The following is a 19050-nucleotide window of genomic DNA, read 5'->3' as shown; positions in this document are numbered from 1 at the left end:
CTGGGCCTCCCGCCTGCAACGATGCCGACTCGTGCCGGGCACCGGCAGATGCAGACGACATCTGTCGCCCATGACGGACATCACGAACCGGGCGCGGCGTCTCCCGGGGCTCCGCCGATGAGGAAGTCGCCCACCGACGACTCCCTGGCCCAGTCGAGGCCGAACGTGCGGGCGGCCAGGTCGGCGTCGCCGCTGCCGAGGCCGCAGGGGGCCATTCCCATCGCGGTGGCCACCAGGTACAGGGTCTGGTAGAGCGCGCCGACGTTCTTCAGCGTGGCGGCGTAGGCGAGCCCGGAGTACTTCCACGACATCCGCTGGAAGCGCGAGGTGACGGTGATGAGCACGTCTGGGGTGGCCATGCCGCCGGTCGCCAGGCGGGCCACGCCGAGCATCGCGCGCGCGTCCGCGTCCCTGGCGGGCAGCGCGGCGAGCCGGTGCCCGAGCGGGTCGTAGTGGTAGACACCGGCGTCCAGGCCCTCGCATCGTGCGACGGTGAGGTACAGCTCCAGTTCGTAGGCGGCGCCGCCGGCCGGGTAGGGCCTGCTGCTGGCCTCGTACGGCATGCCGGGGGCGGGCCCGAAGACGCCCCGCACCCTGGCGGCGCGGTAGAGCAGCTCGCCGAGCTGGCGGACCGTCGGCGGCGCGCCGGCGTACTCGCGCACCGACCGGCGCGACTCCAGCACGGTGGTGAACGGCGGGTCGGCCGCGGCGGCCTCCTCCAGCGAGGGGGTGAACAGCTCCACGGCGGGGCCCGCGGGCGGGCGCTTGACCACCGGCTCGGGCGGCACCTCCCCGACGAAGCGGAAGCTCGCGCCGAACGGCTGGTCGTGCCGCCCCATCCGGCTGCGGGCGTGGAAGAGCAGGTCGTGGAAGTCCCAGGCGCGCAGCGCCGGGTCGCTCTCCTCGGCGTCGCCGGTGACGGCCATGCCGGCGGCGACCAGGTGGCCGATCGCCTCGGGGGCCTGCTTGGCCATGACCGGGCGGGCGAGCGCGCCGAGCAGCGGCATGGCCTCCTCGGTGAGCATGACGCGGTGCCGCGACAGCGGGGACTCCAGCACCAGCCCCTCCTCGGCCGCGCGGACCAGCGCGAACCTCGACAGGCGCGCGGTGTCGTCGGGGGCCAGGACCGGCGGCCGGAACTCGGCGTCCCGGGCGACGGGGACGACCCGCAGCAGCGGTTCCACCGCGTGGACCAGGACCGGGCGCAGCCGCGACAGCGTCAGGTAGAGAAGGGCGGCCTCCTGGCTGGTGCCGCCGGCGGCCAGGAGCCGTTCGGCGAGCTCGTCCTCGGTGGCCAGCGTGCCCGGCAGCCCGCGCAGGACATCCTCGACGGCGGGCGGCAGGCCGCGCAGGGTGGAGGCGCCGAAGGGGTTGGCGATGGTCAGCGTCCCGTCCGCCGAGGTGACCACGGCGTCCTCGCGCAGGCCGACCATGGGGGCCGGTGGGTCCGGCCGCGCCGCAGGAACGGTCACAGGAACATCGTGATGGGGTTCATCTGCTCCTCCGGGGTGGGCTCGGCGAGCCAGCCGAGCTGGACGGGCACGTCGTACAGGCGGCCGGGGGCGAGCCGGCGCCAGAAGTGGCGCAGGCCCGGCACGATGACCTTGACGACCGGCAGGCCGATGTCGGGCCTGGTCTGGTCGAGCACGAGCATCTCCATGCCGCGCTCCTCGACCACGGCGCGAGCGGCGGTGACGTCGTCCAGCAGGTCGGTGGTGGCCGGCCGCGCGTGCGCCGACGCGGGCACAGGCGCGCCGTCGGGCGACAGGTAAGGGTGCGCCTCCATGCGGGCGTTCTTCCACCAGTCGAGCTGGTCGCTCGCGTCGAAGCGGTAGCGGGTGGCGCCGTCCGCGCCGACGTCGATGACCGCGGGGATGAACTGGTTCATCTCGGCCAGCGCGCGCTGGACGGCGATGCGCGGGTCGAAGTGGGCGCCGAAGGCCATGAGGATGTCCTCGCTGGGCCCGCCGACGCGGCGGCTGATCGCGGCGGCGACCGGGACGCCGAGGTCGGTGGTGAGGTCCAGCACGTGCATCTCGCGGCCGAACCCGGCGTAGACCTCCTGGAACTCCTCCATCCACGGGTCGGCGAAGGTGGCCAGGTCGAAGGCCGGGCGGCGCAGGCGGTTGTACCACCACAGGGCCACCGCGTCCCGTTCGACGAGCTCCATGAAGCCCTGGACGACGGCGTCCTCCCGCGAGGAGCCGGCCGCGTTGCCGTTGGAGTCGGCCCAGGCGTAGATCGGGCCGGTCTGGTGGGAGTCGTTGTAGTAGTAGTACAGGTAGCCGGTGGGCACGTACTTGTGCCGCCGCTCGGTCAGCGACCACACCGGCGTCCACTCGATCGGGGCGTCCTCGTCGAGGGGGTCGCTGACGAAGGAGTAGCTGGAGGTGTGCGCCAGGTCACGGCGGGTGCGGTACTGCTCCTCGCTGTAGAGCGCGCAGGCGTTGGGGTGCAGGGCGTCGGCGCCCAGCCGCCGGTAGGTCGCCGTGCGCCTGGCCTCGTCGCCCTGGAAGATGCCCGAGTACCGTTCCATCGCCTCGCACATCGCGCTGACCTTGGCCTGCAGGTCGGTCATGCCCTTGCCGGCGCTCTGGCTGCGCAGGCCCTTGCGCAGCGAGCCGAGGTCGCGGATCTGCCGGGCGAAGTTGTGCCCGGCCATGTAGGTCTTGACGAAGGGCGTGCCGGTCTCCACCCGCGCGAGCTCCCTGACGACGCCGGTGACCGGGCTGACCAGGTGGGCGTACCGGTCAGCGGTGTCCTCGGGGTGGCGGGAGCGGTGGCCTCCGTCGGCGGTGAAGGTCTTGGGCCGGGAGCGCAGCTCGACCGGAGACTCGGCCGCGGCGGCCATCATGCCGGCGTCGCCGCACTCGGGGCACTGCGGCCTGCGGCGCAGCTCGTGGCGGGTGGCGCCCAGGTGCATGGTGTCCAGGGTGATCACGTCGCGCTGCTGCGGGCTCCTGGCCCCGGCCAGCCACTTCAGCGCCTCGGCCGCGACCAGCCGCGCGCCGGCGCCGCGGGTGAGCGGCAGGTCGGCGGCGGGCAGGGCCAGCGGCCTCTGCCCGCGCAGCCGCTCCTCCAGGTAGGTCAGCGACTGCCGGTGCCCTTCCAGTCGCTGCGTCAGGCACCGCCAGCAGCCGCCTTCCTTGCCCGGCTGGAACACCGGCCCGACCCACAGGACCGGGCCGACCGTGCGGGCCAGCAGCCAGGGCCGCCCGTCGGCCAGGTGCCGCCTGTTGATCTCGGCCAGCTCGCCGCGCAGGTAGTCGTCGGTGAGCACGATGGTGAGCGCCGCGTCCGCCGGGCCGGTGACCTGCACGCCCTCGGCGGCCAGCAGCGCCCGCAGCTCCTCGTCGGGGGCGTCGCCGACGGCCAGCACCTCGGCGCGCCCGCCCCGCACCCCGGCGACCGCCTCCTCGGCGGTGCGCCCGGTCATCTCCCAGAAGGCGGCCGTGCCCCGCTCCAGGTCCTCGGTGACGTCGACCAGCAGGTCGCGCCGCCGCAGCGTGTGGAGCACGTAGTAGACGTTCTCCGGCGGGACGTCCGGCTCGACCGCGACGAGGATGTCCTGCACGGTGTGCTTGCCGTCGAGCAGGCCCGCCACCGCCTCGATCGACCGGCCGGTCAGGACGTGCGTGTCGCGCTCCGAGATCAGGAAGACCCCGTCTCCCTCGATGACCTCCACCCGGTACTGGCGGCGAAATGCGGGTCGGGCGTCCATGGCGTTCCTTTCGGATCAGTGCACGAGGCGGAGGGAGGCGACCTGGTCGTCGGCCAGCCGCAGCAGGGTGAGCCCCGCGGCGGCCAGGCCGTTGACGGCCGACAGCGACAGGCGGTCGGCGCGCCGCCGGTCGGCGAACCAGCGGCCCGTGTGGTCGCGGCGGCGCAGCAGCTCGGCGGCCAGGCCCCGCGCGGAACGCTCCAGCGCCTCGTCCCCGGTCAGGCGGGCGGTGTGCAGGGCCACCTCGGCGTCCACCACCAGCCGCGCGCAGGACCGTCCCGGGTCGGGCGCGCAGTACCGGGCCACCCGCTCGCGCAGCTCGGCCGGGACCTCGCCGGTGAGCAGGTGGGCGGTGGCGACGGCGGCGAGCAGCGAGCCGGGGGTGTCCAGGCCGAAGCGGTGCGCGAGCAGCGCCGCGGCGGCCACGTCCTCCCCCGGCGCGTCGCTGGCGGCGGCCAGCGCCCACACCAGCCCGTCGGCGCCGATGGGCAGCCCTTCCAGGGCGAGCACGTCCGGCGGGTAGGGCGGACGGGAGGCGCCGCCGGAGACGAACTCGGCCAGCAGTTCCTCGCGCAGCCGCGCGGCGAGCGCGTCGGCGGCCGGGACCGGGACGGGCGAGGCCTCGCGCAGCTTGCGCAGGGCGAGCAGCAGTCCCGCCCGGCCGAGCACGGGCTCGGCGGAGGTCGGCCGGGTCAGCTCGGCCTCGGCGAGCGGCACCAGCCCGGCGGCCCGCTCGACCAGCCGGGTGTCGGACAGCGTGGCGCCGCAGCGGCTGAGCGCGTAGATGGCCGAGCCGATGCCGACGAAGGCGCCGACGGGCGCCAGGGTGCCCGACATCCTGCGGTAGACGGCCGAACGGGTGGACAGCGCCGCGAACTCCGCCGAGGCGTCCAGCGCGTCCTGCGCGGCCGTCCAGTGGCCGGGGGCGCCGGTGTTGGCGTACAGCTCGGCCAGGAAGACGGCCAGGCCCGCGGTGCCGGTGAGCAGGTCGCCGTGCAGGGGTTCGACCTGGTCCAGCCCGTGCGCCGGGTAGGTCACCACGCCGATCCAGCCCGACCGCTCACCGGCCGGCCCGCCCGGGGTCGGGCCGAGCGGGACGGCGGCGGCGAGCACCTGGTCGGCCAGCTCGCCGGCGCGGGCGAGCAGCACCTCGGTCTGCGGTTCCTCCCTGCGGCCCGACAGGTCGTAGACGTGCAGGCCGATCTCGCGCACCGTGCGAGGACGCGGCCCGGCGCCGGGGAAGGTGGCGGGGAGTTCCCCGGCGCCGGTGAAATCGAGGCAGGTCGCGAGGACGGCGAGATGCTCGTCCAGCGGGAAGCCCGCCAGGTCGGCCACACGGTCCTGGAGCCGCTGCCAGGCCGTGCCCCCGAAGTGCCCGGGGATCTCCACCCCGTCGGGCGTGAACACCGAGTCGGAGCCCGGTTTGGAGACGAACAGCGGGACGTCCATCCGGCGGAAGGCGTCGATCTCCTGCTCGACGATCTCCAGGATGTCCTCGCGCCCGGGGTCGTGCCGCAGCGTCTCCCTGGCGCTGCGGAACAGGTGGGCCAGGCAGACCTCCCGGGCGACCCCGTCGATCAGCGCGCCGGGGCTCAGGCTGGTGCCGAGCAGTTCGACGCAGTCCCAGGTGCTGCGCCAGATGTAGCGGACCGGCGCCTCGCGCAGCAGCGTCAGCGGGCCGCGCGGGTCGGCCAGCAGGTCCTGGTTGCGGGCCAGGCACTCCTGCATCTGCCGGTAGCCCTCGGCCACCTCGTCGGCGTAGCGGCTCGGCTGGGCCAGCTCGCCGGCGCCCCAGGTGGGCCGGTACGGCGGCGCCTCCCAGCCGAGGGGGTAGGCCTGGGGGTGCCGGGCGATCTGCTCCTGCAGCCCGGCCATGCACCCGATGTCGTGCGCCTGGACGCCGCCGCCCATCACCCGGGGGAAGCTGATGACCGCGGTCCTGGCCACCGTCTCCTCGACCCTGCCCCACAGCGACTGGATGCGGTCGCCGATGACGGACGGCTTGCTGATGCGGGCCTGCAGGACGTTCTCCAGGTCGATGAAGACCGGCGTGTCCCCCTTGGCGACCAGGTTGTCGGCCCACAGGTCGCGGCACTCCAGGAACTGGGCGAGCCTGGCCAGCATCCCGAGGCGCGTGTAGTAGCGGCGGACGCTGTCCTCGTCGGTCCCCGGCTCGGCGGTGACGTACTCCTCCCAGCCGTAGTCCTCGCGCAGGACGACCTCGCGGGTGTGCAGGGCGAGGGGCAGCCCGTGGTTGTTCAGCAGGGTGCACACGTCCATCAGCCCGACCACCGAGCGCAGGTCCTTGGGCTTGTAGACCACCCGCTCGCCGGAGGCGAAGGTGAGCAGCGTGACGACCCGGCCGTGGTTGTGCGGGTCGCCCGAGTCGCCGGAGTACCCGGTGACCGGGCCGGGGGCGGTCCAGCCCCACAGCGTCCTGCGCAGCTCGGGCAGGTCGGCGCCCAGCCGGTCGAACAGCTCGTGGACCACCCGCCGCCACTGCAGGCAGGTCACGCCCATGACGTAGGCCAGCCCCGGCAGCGTCTCCAGCCGGTCCAGCCAGCCGGCCTGGCTGACGTCCAGGCCGGGGCTCTGCAGCCAGGCGGACACGTCGTTGGCGGTGCCGGCGAGCTGCGCCTCGAAGGCGAACCCGGAGAAGCACACCTGCGTCAGGCGCTCGACGAGCTGCCCGGCGATGTCCTCGCACGCCTCGGGGGTGACGGGCACGCCGCGCACCGTCCCGTCCTCGATGTCGACCAGCCGGTTCACCGCGCGCCTGAAGGACACGAACGGGGAGCCCGGGCGCCCGGTGGCGGGGTCGGCGGCGGCGGTGGGGGGCTGGGCGAGCAGGAAGTCCACCAGGGCGTACCCCCAGTCGGGCAGCCGGCGCGGGTCGGCGAGGCGGACGTCGACGAGTCCGGCGCCGAGGTCGCGGCCCGAGCGCCTGCGGTGGTGCAGCAGCGCCCGCTTGGCGTCGTCGTCGTCGCCCACGGCGGCCTTGAGCCAGCGTTTGGTGCGCTCGGACGCCTGGCGGGGGCCGCGCCCGGCGACCGGGACGAAGAACTCCCCCGACACGCGCTCGGAGAACGGGGCGGCGGCGGCCAGCACGGCGATCAGCCGTTCGTCCCCGCCCGGCACGGCGAGCAGGCCCTCCCCCCGCACGTCGGCATATCCAAGGGCCGTCATCTCAGACCTCCTGTCGGCGGACCATGCGCGCGAAGAGCGGACTCATCTCCATCAGCTCCTCGAACGGGCCGTCGGCGACGACCCTGCCCTGGTCGAGTACGTAGATCCGATCCGCCGACCTGATGGTGCTCAGCCGGTGCGCGATCACGATGCGGGTGATGTCGAGCTCGGCGATCCTCCGGCTGACCAGCGCCTGGGTGTGGTTGTCCAGGGCGCTGGTCGCCTCGTCGAGGATGAGGATCTTCGGGCGCTTCACCAGCGCCCTGGCGATGAGCAGCCGCTGGAGCTGCCCGCCGGAGAAGGAGGCGTTGTCCTCGCCGACGACGGTGTGCATGCCCATGGGCATGGCGGCGATGTCGCCGTCCAGGTCGGCCAGGCGGGCGGCCCGCCAGGCGTCCTGCTCGGTCGCGCCGGGCACGTCGCCGACGATGTTCTCCATGACCGAGCCCCGCAGCACGCGGGCCTGCTGCATCACCACGCCCACCTGGGAGCGCACCCGGCGCAGGTCCAGGTCGCGCAGGTCGCCGCCGTCGTAGAGGACCTGGCCGGTGCGGGGCGGCTCGAAGCCCAGCAGCAGTCGCACCAGCGTGGACTTGCCGGCGCCGGACGGGCCCGCGACCGCGACGAACTCGCCCGGCCGGAAGACCATCGACACCTCGTCCAGGATCCGCATCGCGGTGCCGGGGTAGGCGAAGGAGACTCCGGCGAGCCGCACCAGACCGGTCAGCTCGCCGGGGTCCTTGGCGCCGGGCGGGGTCTCGGCCGGGCGCTCCAGCACCGGGCGCAGCCGCTCGAACCGGGGCAGCAGGGCGAAGGCCGCCTCGACGGCCCGGTTCATCTGGCCGAGGGCGAGCACGAACTGGCCGAGCGCCACGGCGGCGACCACGAAGGACGCGGCGGGCACGCGCAGGGCCAGCCCGGTGACGGCGAGCAGGAGCAGCAGCGCCGGCTGCGCGGAGGCGCCGATGGCCGCCGAGATCGCCCGTTCGCGCTGCGCCGCGGCGGCGGCGCGCTGCTGGGTGGCGAACAGCCGCGACCACAGGCCGAAGACCTGCGCCTCGCGGCCGGCGACGTGGATCTTGTCGATCGCGCCGAGACAGGCGTACAGCAGGGAGTACACCTTGCCGTACTGCTCGTGCATGACCAGCTCGTGGCGCTGCTGGCGCACGGCGCGGGCGGCCAGCACGCCGAGCAGCACCGCCACCCCGCCGAGCGCGGCCAGGGCCATCCGCCAGTCCACCGCGACCAGCACCAGCAGGCCGAACAGCGAGAACATGCCGCCGAGCAGGGAGTTGACCGCGGCCTCGCCGAGGGACTTTCGCATGTCGGAGACGGCGTTGGCCCGCTGGACCAGCTCGCCGGTGGAGTACTGGTCGAAGAACGGCAGGTCCAGGGAGACCAGGTGGCTCCAGACGGCCGGTTCGAGCCGTTCCTGCAGGCGGCTGTGCACGCGCACGAGCACCGCGTTGCGCACGGCGAGCAGCAGCGCGCCCGCGCAGACCACGCCGACGATCATCACGGCGGTCCAGACCATCGCCGGCCGGTCGGCGGGGTCGGCCGCGGAGTTCAGCAGGGTGAAGGTGAACATGGGGACGCCGAGGGCGAGCAGGGCCGCGCCGCCGCCGGTCGCGAGCAGCCAGGCGAGCTCCCTGCCCGCGCCGCGCAGGCCGAACCTGAGCAGGGCCAGGGGCGAGGCGACGCCCTCGCCGAGCGGCGGGTAGATCTGCAGGGCGTCGGGGGCGAGGCCGGCGGCCACGGCCTCGGTGACCCGGCGCCGGCCGGTGGCCGGGTCGGCGGCGCGGTAGCCGCCCCGGTGCGGCAGCAGCGCCACCGGCCGCCCGCCGTCCCGGGTGAAGCCGATCATGGGGACGGTGGCGGTGCGCCACCAGCGCCCGTCCAGGCGCACGCGCCGGTGCCTGACCCTGGCGGCGTCCAGCGCCGCGCCGAGCGGGTCGGCGGAGGGTGAGTCGTCCTCCCGCGCGGCCTCGCCCGCGCGGGAGGAAGCGGAGGGGGCGCCGAGCGCGGGCTCGGCGTCGGGGGCGGCGAACCCGCAGTGGTCGCCGAGCGCCTTGACCACCTTGACGGCGCGCTCGGCGCCGGTGCGGGGCCGGTCGGGCGAGGGCGGCGCGCCGGCGGCGACGGCGACGTCGGCGAACGAGCGCCGCAGCGTCTCCCCCGTGGCCGCCGCGCGGGCGGCGCGCCAGTTGTCCCGGTCGGCGTCCTCGGCCTCGGCCAGCAGCAGCGTCCGCGCCAGCGTCTCGCGGTGCAGCGCGCGCAGCTCGCGCTCGCCCGGCGGGTCCTGCGTCCCGCCGTCGCGGCGGTTTCGGGACGGCGCGCCGTCCGGGCCGGCGGTCGCGCCCGGGTGGCGCAGCCGGCGCGCCCAGGCCGAGAGCGCGCCGGCCTCCCTGCGGACGCGGCGCACCGCGGTGCCCTCGGCCGGGGAGGCCGTGACGGTGTAGCCGCCGGGCAGGTCGGTCGCGGCGAACCCGTGCATGAGCTGGCCGGTCTCCACCCGCAGGACGCGGTGGCGGCGCCCCTGGCCGTCCAGGGGGGACAGCAAAACGTCGACCGAGCCGCTCACCACGCGCCAGCAGGCGTAGGGGTCGATCAGCTCGATCTCGCTGACGGGGTAGCCGCCCGGGTCCCCGGCGAAGGGGACGCCGTTGACGCCGTTCGGGCCCACAGGGTGTCGGTTCATGCCGCTTCCTCGACGAGCGTGCGGTAGGTGCCGGGCTGGGCGATGAGCTCGGCGTGCGTGCCGCGCTGGACGACCCTGCCCCGGTCGAGCACGAGGATCAGGTCGCTGTCGCGCACCGTGCTCAGCCGGTGCGCGATCACCACGCAGGTGCAGCCCCTGGCCTTGAGGTTGGCGTCCACCAGTGCCTCGGTCTCGGCGTCCAGGGCACTGGTCGCCTCGTCGAGCACGAGCACCGAGGGGGACAGCGCGAGCGCGCGGGCGATCTCCATGCGCTGCCGCTCGCCGCCCGACAGGTTGCGCCCGCGTTCCTGGACCCACCCGCCCGAAAGCCCGCCCCTGCGGTGCACCACGTCGGCCAGGCAGGCGTCGGTGACGGCCCTGCGCAGCCGGTACGGCGGGACCGTCGGGTCCCACAGGGTGAGGTTGTCGGCCACGGTGCCCTCGAACACCTGGAGCTGCTGCTCGACGTAGCCGACCGAGGTGGTCAGCGTCTCGCGGGGCGTGTCCTGCCGTGGCACGCCGTCGAACCTGACCTGCCCCGACCACGGCTGCACCGCTCCGGTGAGCAGGCGCGCGACCGTGGACTTGCCGCTGCCCGTGCGGCCGACGATGGCGATGCGCTGGCCCGGTTCGGCGCGCCATGACAGTCCGTCGATGACGGGGCCGTGCTGGCGGTCGTAGCCGAAGGTGACCCCGTCGAACTCCACCGCGCCGCGCAGGCCGCCCGTCCCTTCGGGCGCGCGGGGCGGCTCGGCGTGCCGCGGGTCGGGCTCGGCGCTGAGCGCGTCGTCGAGCATGCTGGTCTGGGCGGCCACGACCTGCGCCTCGGCGCCGATGCCCACCAGCGAGGACACCGGCACCAGGAAGGCGCCGACCAGCAGCTGGGCGGCGATGACGGTCTCCATCGTGACCTCGCCGCGGGCCGTGAGCACCGCGCCGGTGATGACCATGGCGGCCCCGGCGAGCGAGCCGAGCGCGGCGGGCACCACCATCAGCGCCTGCGTGACCCGCATGAGGTCCTGCGTCGCCGCCATGGTGCGCGCCGACAGGCCCGCCCACTTGGCGAAGAACCAGTTCTCCGCCCCGTCGGCCTTCAGCGACTCGGCCATCGAGACGCCGTTGAAGGCCATGCTGTCGCGGCGGTGCTCGTCGAAGATGAGCCGCTGCTGGTGCGGGGCGCTGCGCCGGCTGACCGCGCGCATCGCCGCCAGGTTGACCGCCGCCAGCAGCGCGGCGACCGCGGCGAAGGCCGGGTGGAAGGCGAACAGGATCGAGGAGTGCACCACCATGGTGAGCAGGGCCGCGATGACCGCCGCGACCCGGTCCGACATCAGCAGCGCCAGCCCCGCGCCGAAGGACGTGCGGGTCACCAGGCCGCCGGTCCCCCGCCGGTGGAAGTGGTCGCCGGGCAGCCGCAGCAGCCGCCACACGTACCGGCCCGACAGGTCGGCCGCCATCGCCAGTTGCACCGCGCCGAGCAGCCGCTGCTGCGCCCACGTCCCCGCCAGGGTGAAGCCGACGCAGCCGAGCAGCCCGAGCAGCACCGGAGCGCTCCAGGCCGCGTCGCCCGCGACCAGGACCCTGCCCAGCAGCAGCCGGGTGAGCAGGGAGGTGACCGCCGCGGGCAGGGCCAGTGTGAAGGCCATGACGGCGATGGCGAGCAGCGCGGCCAGGTAGGGCCGCACCTTCGCCAGCGCGGAGCGGGCCATGGGGAAGCGCGCCCCTCCGGGAGCGAAGCCCTCGCCCGGACGCGGGACCAGCACGATTCCGCTGAACCTGCGCCGGAACTCTTCCCTGCTCAGCCGGATCCTGCCCACGGCGGGGTCGTTGAGGTAGGCCCACCGCTTGCGCAGGCCCTCCAGCACCACGTAGTGCCGGCGGTCCACGAAGATCATCGAGGGGACGGCGAAGGTCTCCAGCTCGTCGGCCTCCACCCGCCAGCCGGCGACGGTGAAGCCGTACTCCTCGGCCGCCGCCTTGATCCCCGCCCCGGTCAGCCCGTCCCTGCCGACCCCGCACCGCTCCCTGATCTCGTGCAGGGGGACGCGCAGGCCGTGGAAGGCGAAGATCATGCTCAGGCAGGCGGGCCCGCAGTCGGCGTCCTCCATCTGGGGACGGCGCTCGGTGCGCACGGGCCGCGGCCGGGCCGTCCGCTCAGCCACGGCGGCCTCCGCCGAACAGGGCGTCCACGGGCCGGACGACGGCGACGGTGATCTCCCCGGCGACCGGGGTCAGCGTGGCGCCCGGCCAGGCGGGACGGCCGAAGTCGACGGTCACCAGGTAGCGCCCCTCGGCCCGCAGGGAGTCGCCGTAAAGCGGGCGCAGCAGCTCGCCGGAGGCGGGGTAGGGCTCGACGGCGCTCACCCTGCCCTGCCACCCGCCGCCGAAGGCGACGGGCTGGCCGGGGGCGAGCGAGCCGACCCTGTCGCGGCCGACCGTCAGCAGCGCCCGCAGGGGCCCGGCGGCCGGGTCGACCGCCGCGACGGTGCCGCCGGCGGCCAGGGCGGCGCCGGGCACGGCCGTGCGCAGCACCCGGCCGCTCGCCGTGCCCGTCACCACGTGCCTGCGTCCCCGCGCGTCGGCGATGACCGCCAGCGGCGTCACGGGCGTCACCTCCTGGCCCGGGCGGACCAGGACCTCGGCCAGGCTGCCGGTGACGGGCGCGGCCACCCCCACGGGGCCGCCCCCCGCCACCAGCACGCCCGTGCCGGCGACCACGTCGCGGACCTGGCCGAACCAGGCCCAGCCGACGGCGCAGGCCGCCACCAGGATGAGCGCGACCGCGGCGAGCCACGCCTTGGTCCGGACCGTGGAGACGAGCTGGTCGATGCGCTCGCCTCCCGGCGCCTCCACCGCGGTCATGGTCATCGCGGATCTCTCCCCGGGGAGTACTGCAGGCAGAAGCACAGGCTGAGCAGGCACGGAGGCGGCGGCGGCGCCTCGGCGCCGTCGAGGATCTCGATGACCAGCTCGGTGCCGGGCTCCGGTGGCAGCGTCGGCGCGACCGACCCCTCGGCCAGCCGGATGTCGAACTCGGCCAGCACGACGAGGGGTTCGCGCTCGTACCGGCGCCGGAGTTCGCCGTCGAGCCACGACTTCGCCGTCAGCTCGCCGAACGCTCTGCGCTGGACCGTGTCCCAGCCCATCGTGTCCACATTCATCACAAGGCCTCCCGCCGCGGTGTATGAGATGCTTTTTCCGGCGAGGTGGTGGGCATCTGGACTGCCCACCGCCCCGCCTGGGACTGCTGTGATCGTCAGGCGGTCTGCCCGCCGGAGAAGCAACCGGTGGGGCAGCTCACGGTGCCGATCGTGCCGAGGGCGCCGCCCGCGGACGATTCGAGGCTCTCCAGGTCGATGGCCTGGCCGGGCTGGGCGGGAAGGTCGGGCGGGGGCAGCTCCCGCGGCCATTCGACGCCGGCGCCGGCGAGCGCGGCGCGGGGATCTCGTTCGAACTCCCGCCTGATCGTCTCGTCGGACCAGGCGCGGGCGACGAACCGGGCGAGCTGGGTGCGCAGTTCAGGGGACAACGGGTCTTGCGGCATGGTGTCACCTCGGTGGTGAGGCTCCGGTCGTCGCGGACGCTCGTCCGCTCTTCCCGGGAGGTCAGGGGGTTGACCCCTACGAGGACCAGACTTGTCATCGGCGACAGAGCACGCCAGAAACAACTAACACCGACGTGTCGTGATGTTCGTCATATCTGGTAGTCCGTCTTTCCCGATGGGAGCCGCTGCTCCCGATGCGCGAACCCGCGCATCTCCGTCTGCGCCTCGCGGGCCATGTCGAGCATGCGGCCCAGCTCCGTCTTGACGGCCGCGGCCTCGCCGTCCACGCCGGAAAGGACGGTGCGTCCCTGCTCGGCGATGGCGTCCAGGCGGCTGCCGAGGATGGCTTCCAGCTCGCGGACGGTCCTCACGCGCTGTGCCGCCACCTCGACCGTGGCGAGTTCGGCCCTGGTCGCGTACAGGACCCGCGCCGTCTCGGCGAAGTGCGTCAGTCCCGCGAGCGGGATGGCCGCCACCGCCACCGACAGCGTCCAGGACAGGCCGCCGGCCAGGACGTCGCCGAGGGCCATCGACTTGAAGGTCTCGGCGACGGCCACCAGCGCGAAGGCCGGAAGCGGGTAGGGGCGGGGAAGCAGTCCCAGCGTCATCGCGGTGAGGAAGACGCTGGAGGCCGCCCACCACTCGCCGAGGAAGGGCAGCGGAAGGTAGGTCAGCAGCGCCATCACCCCGACCGCCCAGCGGTGCCAGGGACCGCGCGGACCGGTGCAGCCGGCCGCGATGTAGAGGGCGACGACCACCGCCGCCAGTACGGCACCGGGGATCCGCGCGGGCCGCGCGTCCTCGATGTAGTGCACGAACGTGGGTGTCATCAGGTAGAGGGCGAACGCCACGATCGCCGCGCGGCCGATCCGCACCTCCAGCGGCGCGCGAGCGACCGCTTTGGGCCCTACAACCCCTGTCTGGGTCACAAACGGATCATGGCAACCCATTCGGGGGAAGGCAACGCATCACGGAACCCGCTTTCCGGAGGCACCCGGCGGCGGCGGGCCGCCGGGTGCCACGACGGAGGTCCCGGGTGCGCCCTCGGGAGGGAACGCGACCCAAGACGGGTCAGGCTTTCGCTTCCATGCCGCAGCCGTAGGTGGAGGCGGTGCCGAGGCAGCCGCCGATGCTGCTGATCGAGCTCACCGAGCCGAAGCAGCCGTCGGCCGGGGCCTCGGTGCCGGCCGCGACCTCCAGCTCCTCGATGCTGAACTCGCCGGCGGGCTTGGGCGGCAGCGGCGGGGTGGCCACGCCCTCGGGGTAGGCGATGCCGTACTCGGCCAGCATCAGCCGGGGCTCGCGGCCGTAGCGGGTCTTGACCTCACCCTCCGACCAGGCGGCGGCGACGAGCCTGGCGAACTTCTTGCGGTCGTCGTCACCGAGAATGTAAAGGCTTTCGGCCATCGGGCCACTTCCTTCCGCCCGGCTCGGCGGCCGGGATCCGACGGGAGCGGCAGCGGGCATCTGGACTGCTCGCTGCCTCTTTGCGCAGGTCCAGACTCGCCCCGCACGCCCGCCGCCGGTAGAAACAACTAACACCAACCGCTTGTGATAACTGTCATGTGACACCGGGCCGCGGCCCTTCTCGCGGACGGGACGTCGCCGTTCCGCCCGCCGCCGGAAAGCAGCGGCTCTCCATCTCTTCTCTGATATGCCGATTACAGAAATCGGCCGCGAGGGAAACCAGAAGCCTATTCGGATCTCCCTTTATCCCCCGTTGGCCGGCGGCCCGGGGAACGGGCCGTCACGGTGATCGGCGGACGTGACACGGAACAATCATCCCGCCGGTGACGCCATATCACAGCCGGCCCTCTCCGGCGTGAAATGGCGATGCCGGTCGAGCGGTACGGCCGTCCCGGCGCGGCCCAACCCCTGGTAATCGGCCCTGCCCGATCGCCCAGCCCCGGCGCCGGGCCGCAATGCGCTTCGATCAACCGCGCCATATGCCGAGGGCGTCAGAAAGCGGACACGTTTCTTGTCAAATCCATCCCGCGGACAGACAGTTGGGATCCCACCCCATCCACGAACTCCTGGAGCCGAGCCATGCGCGTATCCGCCAGAGGAAATCGAGGACGCCCGATATCGGCCGTCCGGCGCCTGCTGTGCCTCGTCGTGGGAATGGTCGCCGCGGCGTCCCTCATCGCGCCGTCCGCCACCGCCCTCGCGCTGCCCACCCCGAAGGCCTTCACGTCCTACCTCGACCTGGAGTGCTTCAAGACCAGCACCTACCAGCCGCCCACCACCACGCTGACGCTGAAGCACCTCAACCCGGTGCTCCAGGACCTGCCGACCGAACAGGTCACCCTCGGCGCGCGCGAGAAGCTGTGCGTCCCGGTCGCCAAGAACCAGGTGATCCCGCCGTCCGGCGTCCTGGACTTCATCCGGTACGTGGACCTGTCGTGCTACCGGATCACCGGAGCCACGGTGAACAGGTCGCTCGTCCTCAGCCACCTCAACCCGGTTCTTCAGGACCTGCCGCGCGAGCAGGTCGTCATCACCGCCCCGCAGCACCTGTGCGTCCCGGTCGCCAAGAACGGCCTGGTCCCGCCCTCCGAGGTGCTGTCGCTGGTCTCGCACATCGACCTGAAGTGCTACGGGCTCACCCCGAACACCCTGATGAACCGCAAGCTGGCCCTCACCCAGCTCAACCCGGTGCTCACCAGCCAGATCCCCACCACGTCGGTACAGGTCACCTACGGCCGCCAGCTCTGCGTGCCGGTGCTCAAGGCCGGCGACAGCGTGCCGACGGCGGTGGCGAACATCGTGCGGTGGATCGACCTGGAGAACTTCGACGTCATCGCCCCCGCCATCAACCCGGTCACCCTGAGCCTGAAGCATCTCAACCCGGTGCTCGCCGGCCTGCCGGCCGAGACGGCGGTCCTGTACGGAGCCGCGCAGCTCGGCGTCCCGGTGGCCAAGAACGGCCAGTTCCCCCCAGGCTGACCACCCACCACGGTCACACCGCGCCCGCTCGGCCCGGCCGGCGCCCCCGGCCGGGCCGAGCGGGCGTAACCCACCCCGTCAGAGTGATCTCGGCAGCCCGAATGCCGGGAGCACGCTGTTCTCGAAGCGCGTCAAGGCGCTGATCCGTCCGCCGCTGAGGGCGATGACGAACAGGCCGGTCCCGTGCCTGACGCCGGTCGGGGCGCGCAGGTAGGCGCCGAACGCCGGCTGGCCGTTGGCCCGCGTCGGCACGAGGTCGAACCTGCGGCCGGCGCCGAACAGGCTCGAGCAGAATCGGGCCACGACGTCGCGTCCTTCGTACTCCAGGGGCAGCGGCGGCATGGACATGAAGACGTCGTCGGTCAGCAGAGCCACCAGCGCGTCGACGTCGGCGGACTCGTACGCGCTGACGAACTTCGCCACCAGCGCTTCTTCGACCCGCGAGCCGGCGGCGGGAGGCGGTTCCGAAGCGGTGGCCTGCCGGCGGCGCTGCAGGCCGGCGCGCGCCCGCTTGAGTGCGCTCTTGACCGATTCGACGGTCGTGTCGAGCATGCCGGCCACCTCATCGGCGTGGAACCCGAGGACGTCACGCAGGACGAGGACGGCGATCTGCCGAGGCGGCAGGAGCTGGAGCGCGGTCACGAAGGCCAGGGAGATGGACTCGTTCCTCTCGTAGCGGGCCTCCGGGCCGAGCGGCACGTCGATCCCGCCGTCGAGGAGGACGTCCGGGTACGGCTCCAGCCATACGACCTCGCCGAGCCGGGTCGGCTCGGGCGGTTCGACTCCGGGGATGTCCCACTCCTTGGCCGGGCGGCGCGCGGCCGAGCGAAGCGCATCAAGGCAGCGGTTGGTGGCGATCCGGTAGAGCCAGGTGCGCAGCGAGGCACGGCCGTCGAACCCGTCCAGTCCCCGCCAGGCGGACAGCAGAACGTCCTGGAGGACGTCCTCCGCGTCCTGGAAGGACCCGAGCATCCGGTAGCAGTGCACCTGCAGCTCGCGGCGGTGCGGCTCGGTCAGCTCACCGAACGCCTCGCCGTCCCCGGCTCGCGCCCTGCCGATCAGTTCGGCTCCGGCCAATTCCACTCCTGGCCGCCTTTCTCCCGTGGCTCTGTCTCTTCCTCTTTACATGGACGCCGGCAGTGGGGAGAAAGGGGCGGTCGCCGAGCGCCCCCTTTCCCGGCACGGCGTCGTCTGGACCAGTGCGCGACAACGGCGACGAAGGAGAACCGACATGGGAAAGATCGTCATCAGCGAGAACATCTCGCTCGACGGAGTCGTCCAGTCCGGCGAGGACGACCTCGCGCGCGGCGACTGGTTCACGTGCATCGGCGACAGGGACCGCGAGGAGTGGGCCAAGCTCGAGTTCGAGGAGGCTATGGGCGCCGAGGCCCTGCTGCTGGGACGGCGCAGCTACGAGTGGTTCCTCGCGCGTGGCTGGGCGTCCCGCACCGGTGAGTGGGCGGAGAGGTTGAGGAGCCTGCCCAAGTACGTCGTCACCTCTTCCGCGCTCGACGGCCCCGGCTGGAACAACGCGACCGCCATCATGGGCGACGTGGTGACGGAGGTGTCGACGCTGAGGCGGCAGGTGGACGGGGAGATCGTCGTCTACGGCAGCGGCCGCCTCGCGCGCGCGTTGCTGGAGCACGACCTCGTGGACGAGCTGCGGCTGATGACGTACCCGGTCGTGGCCGGAGCGGGCGATCGGCTGTTCGGCAAGACCAGCGGCATGAAGCCGATGCGCCTCGCAGGGACCCGCGTCGTCGGCCTCGGCCTCGTCTCGCTCGTCTACCGGCCCGTCCGGAACGCCTGACGGGAGCCACCGGGTCAGCGACCTGGAAGTGGATGCGGAGCCGGTGAGAGCGCGGCGGTCGACCGGCCATGAAGGGCAGCGGTGGTGGTCGGCGCACCAGGTGGCCGCGGCCTGACCGTAAGCCCGCCGGCACGGGGTTCACGGTTCAGGCCGTCGTGTGGTGGGCCGTCATGGCTCGCGACCAGCGGGACGGGGAGCTAGTCGGTGGCCGCTCCGGGCTTTCCGGGGCAGTCCAGCGGGGATCCCTTCTTCCCCAGGGCGAACGCCGCACCAGGCCCCTGCTCGGACCCGATCCGGAGGGCGCCGATCCCGATCACCAGTTCCGTTCCGGCCGGCATCGCCTCCGGGTCGATAGTGATCACGAGATCGCCATCGCCGGACAGTTTGCGCACCACCTGGGAGATTTGCGGTTCGTCGGTGGATGAGCACACGTGCCCGGACGTCAGCACCACGGGGACGCCGGCGTCGGCCAGGGTCCTGCTCAGCCTCGCCGGGTCCTTCATCTCGCGGATCGTCACTTCCACCAAGCCGTTCGGCGATGTGTTGACCGACCATGCGGCCAGGTCGACGTGGACCGACCGGGCGTCGGTCGATCTGCTGGGAGCGCCAGGGTGGCCGCCGGACGCCGCGGACGTACCACCGGACAAGGACGCCGCCAAGCCGATCGCCAGCGTCAGCCCGCCCATTCCCACCCCCGCGACGCCGCGCAGCCGGCGTCCGCGGGCCCGAGCCATGATCACTTCGGGCCGCTGGTCCATGTGCACGTGGGTGAAAGCGGAAGCACCCGGAGCGCCGCGACCAGCGCCTGGTCGAGGCCCAGGTCCGCTGAGCTCGCCGGCCGGCCGCCCTCCAGGCCTGTCAACGCCGTCGGATCGTCCACTGTCAGCTCGCGCCGGCGGCGCCTCCACCAGGACACGTGGGCGTTCAGCGCCGTCCGCACCACCCAGGCGCGTGGCACAGGGTGCGCGCGCACCTTGCGCCAGGACGTCCAGGCCCGGGTGAACGCCTCGGCCACCAGGTCCTCGGCGAGTTGCCGGTCGCCGACGTTGACCAGCACGATCCGCAGGCAGTCATCCTTGGAGGCGGTGTAGAACTCGCTGAATTCTTGTCCTCTTTGCTCCACGCCCCAAGTACGCATGAACGCC

At 73.4% G+C, this 19050-nt stretch carries 15 protein-coding genes; 2 read left to right on the top strand and 13 right to left on the bottom strand.

Going from position 1 to position 19050, the window contains the following annotated elements:
* Positions 1-80: 80 nt before the first annotated feature.
* From ABZU32_RS32760 to ABZU32_RS32715, 10 genes are all read right to left on the bottom strand, one after another.
* Complete coding sequence (locus ABZU32_RS32760) at positions 81-1472, bottom strand: SagB family peptide dehydrogenase (protein WP_354928326.1); 1392 nt, start codon at positions 1470-1472, stop codon at positions 81-83.
* On the bottom strand, positions 1469-3721 hold the full coding sequence (locus ABZU32_RS32755; RefSeq protein WP_354928323.1) for a TOMM precursor leader peptide-binding protein: 2253 nt from the start codon (positions 3719-3721) through the stop codon (positions 1469-1471). Before ABZU32_RS32755 ends, ABZU32_RS32760 begins: the two co-directional genes overlap by 4 nt.
* Positions 3722-3736: 15 nt before the next feature.
* On the bottom strand, positions 3737-6907 hold the full coding sequence (gene lanM, locus ABZU32_RS32750; RefSeq protein WP_354928320.1) for a type 2 lanthipeptide synthetase LanM: 3171 nt from the start codon (positions 6905-6907) through the stop codon (positions 3737-3739).
* Between the two features lies 1 nt (position 6908).
* Positions 6909-9605 carry an ATP-binding cassette domain-containing protein gene (locus tag ABZU32_RS32745; protein WP_354928317.1) on the bottom strand — a complete coding sequence of 899 codons (2697 nt, stop codon included), beginning with the start codon at positions 9603-9605 and terminating at the stop codon, positions 6909-6911.
* Entirely contained in the window at positions 9602-11767 is a 2166-nt protein-coding gene (locus ABZU32_RS32740; RefSeq protein ID WP_354928314.1) for a cysteine peptidase family C39 domain-containing protein, read from the bottom strand. The genes ABZU32_RS32745 and ABZU32_RS32740 overlap by 4 nt, the downstream gene beginning before the upstream one ends.
* Positions 11760-12473, bottom strand: a complete 714-nt coding sequence (locus ABZU32_RS32735; protein WP_354850125.1) for a hypothetical protein — start codon at positions 12471-12473, stop codon at positions 11760-11762. The genes ABZU32_RS32740 and ABZU32_RS32735 overlap by 8 nt, the downstream gene beginning before the upstream one ends.
* Positions 12470-12766, bottom strand: a complete 297-nt coding sequence (locus tag ABZU32_RS32730) for a hypothetical protein (protein ID WP_354850122.1) — start codon at positions 12764-12766, stop codon at positions 12470-12472. Before ABZU32_RS32730 ends, ABZU32_RS32735 begins: the two co-directional genes overlap by 4 nt.
* A gap of 95 nt (positions 12767-12861) precedes the next feature.
* Positions 12862-13149 carry a hypothetical protein gene (locus tag ABZU32_RS32725; protein ID WP_354850120.1) on the bottom strand — a complete coding sequence of 96 codons (288 nt, stop codon included), beginning with the start codon at positions 13147-13149 and terminating at the stop codon, positions 12862-12864.
* A gap of 149 nt (positions 13150-13298) precedes the next feature.
* Positions 13299-14078: a hypothetical protein gene (locus ABZU32_RS32720; protein ID WP_354850117.1), complete on the bottom strand. Its 780-nt coding sequence runs from the start codon at positions 14076-14078 to the stop codon at positions 13299-13301.
* Positions 14079-14220: 142 nt separating this feature from the next.
* Positions 14221-14556: a hypothetical protein gene (locus ABZU32_RS32715; protein ID WP_354850114.1), complete on the bottom strand. Its 336-nt coding sequence runs from the start codon at positions 14554-14556 to the stop codon at positions 14221-14223.
* 714 nt (positions 14557-15270) lie between these two features.
* Between ABZU32_RS32715 and ABZU32_RS32710 the strand changes: the two genes are divergently transcribed.
* Positions 15271-16095, top strand: a complete 825-nt coding sequence (locus tag ABZU32_RS32710) for a hypothetical protein (RefSeq protein ID WP_354928432.1) — start codon at positions 15271-15273, stop codon at positions 16093-16095.
* Between the two features lie 78 nt (positions 16096-16173).
* Here ABZU32_RS32710 and ABZU32_RS32705 read toward each other — a convergent pair whose 3' ends face one another.
* Positions 16174-17178: a sigma-70 family RNA polymerase sigma factor gene (locus ABZU32_RS32705; RefSeq protein ID WP_354928311.1), complete on the bottom strand. Its 1005-nt coding sequence runs from the start codon at positions 17176-17178 to the stop codon at positions 16174-16176.
* Positions 17179-17326: 148 nt separating this feature from the next.
* Here ABZU32_RS32705 and ABZU32_RS32700 point away from each other — a divergent pair, with 148 nt between their 5' ends.
* Complete coding sequence (locus ABZU32_RS32700) at positions 17327-17905, top strand: dihydrofolate reductase family protein (protein ID WP_354928308.1); 579 nt, start codon at positions 17327-17329, stop codon at positions 17903-17905.
* Between the two features lie 197 nt (positions 17906-18102).
* On the opposite strand, the gene ABZU32_RS32695 is transcribed toward ABZU32_RS32700, so the two are convergent.
* Both ABZU32_RS32695 and ABZU32_RS32690 read right to left on the bottom strand, forming a co-directional pair.
* Entirely contained in the window at positions 18103-18663 is a 561-nt protein-coding gene (locus tag ABZU32_RS32695) for a hypothetical protein (RefSeq protein WP_354928305.1), read from the bottom strand.
* A complete protein-coding gene (locus ABZU32_RS32690; protein ID WP_354928302.1) occupies positions 18642-19028 on the bottom strand; it encodes a sigma factor in 387 nt (128 codons plus the stop codon). Before ABZU32_RS32690 ends, ABZU32_RS32695 begins: the two co-directional genes overlap by 22 nt.
* Positions 19029-19050: the final 22 nt, after the last annotated feature.

The organism is Sphaerisporangium sp. NPDC005288, assembly GCF_040607475.1.
Lineage (GTDB): Bacteria > Actinomycetota > Actinomycetes > Streptosporangiales > Streptosporangiaceae > Sphaerisporangium > Sphaerisporangium rhizosphaerae.
Note: the sequence above shows the minus strand (reverse complement) of the source record. Positions and strands in the feature narration are given on the sequence as shown.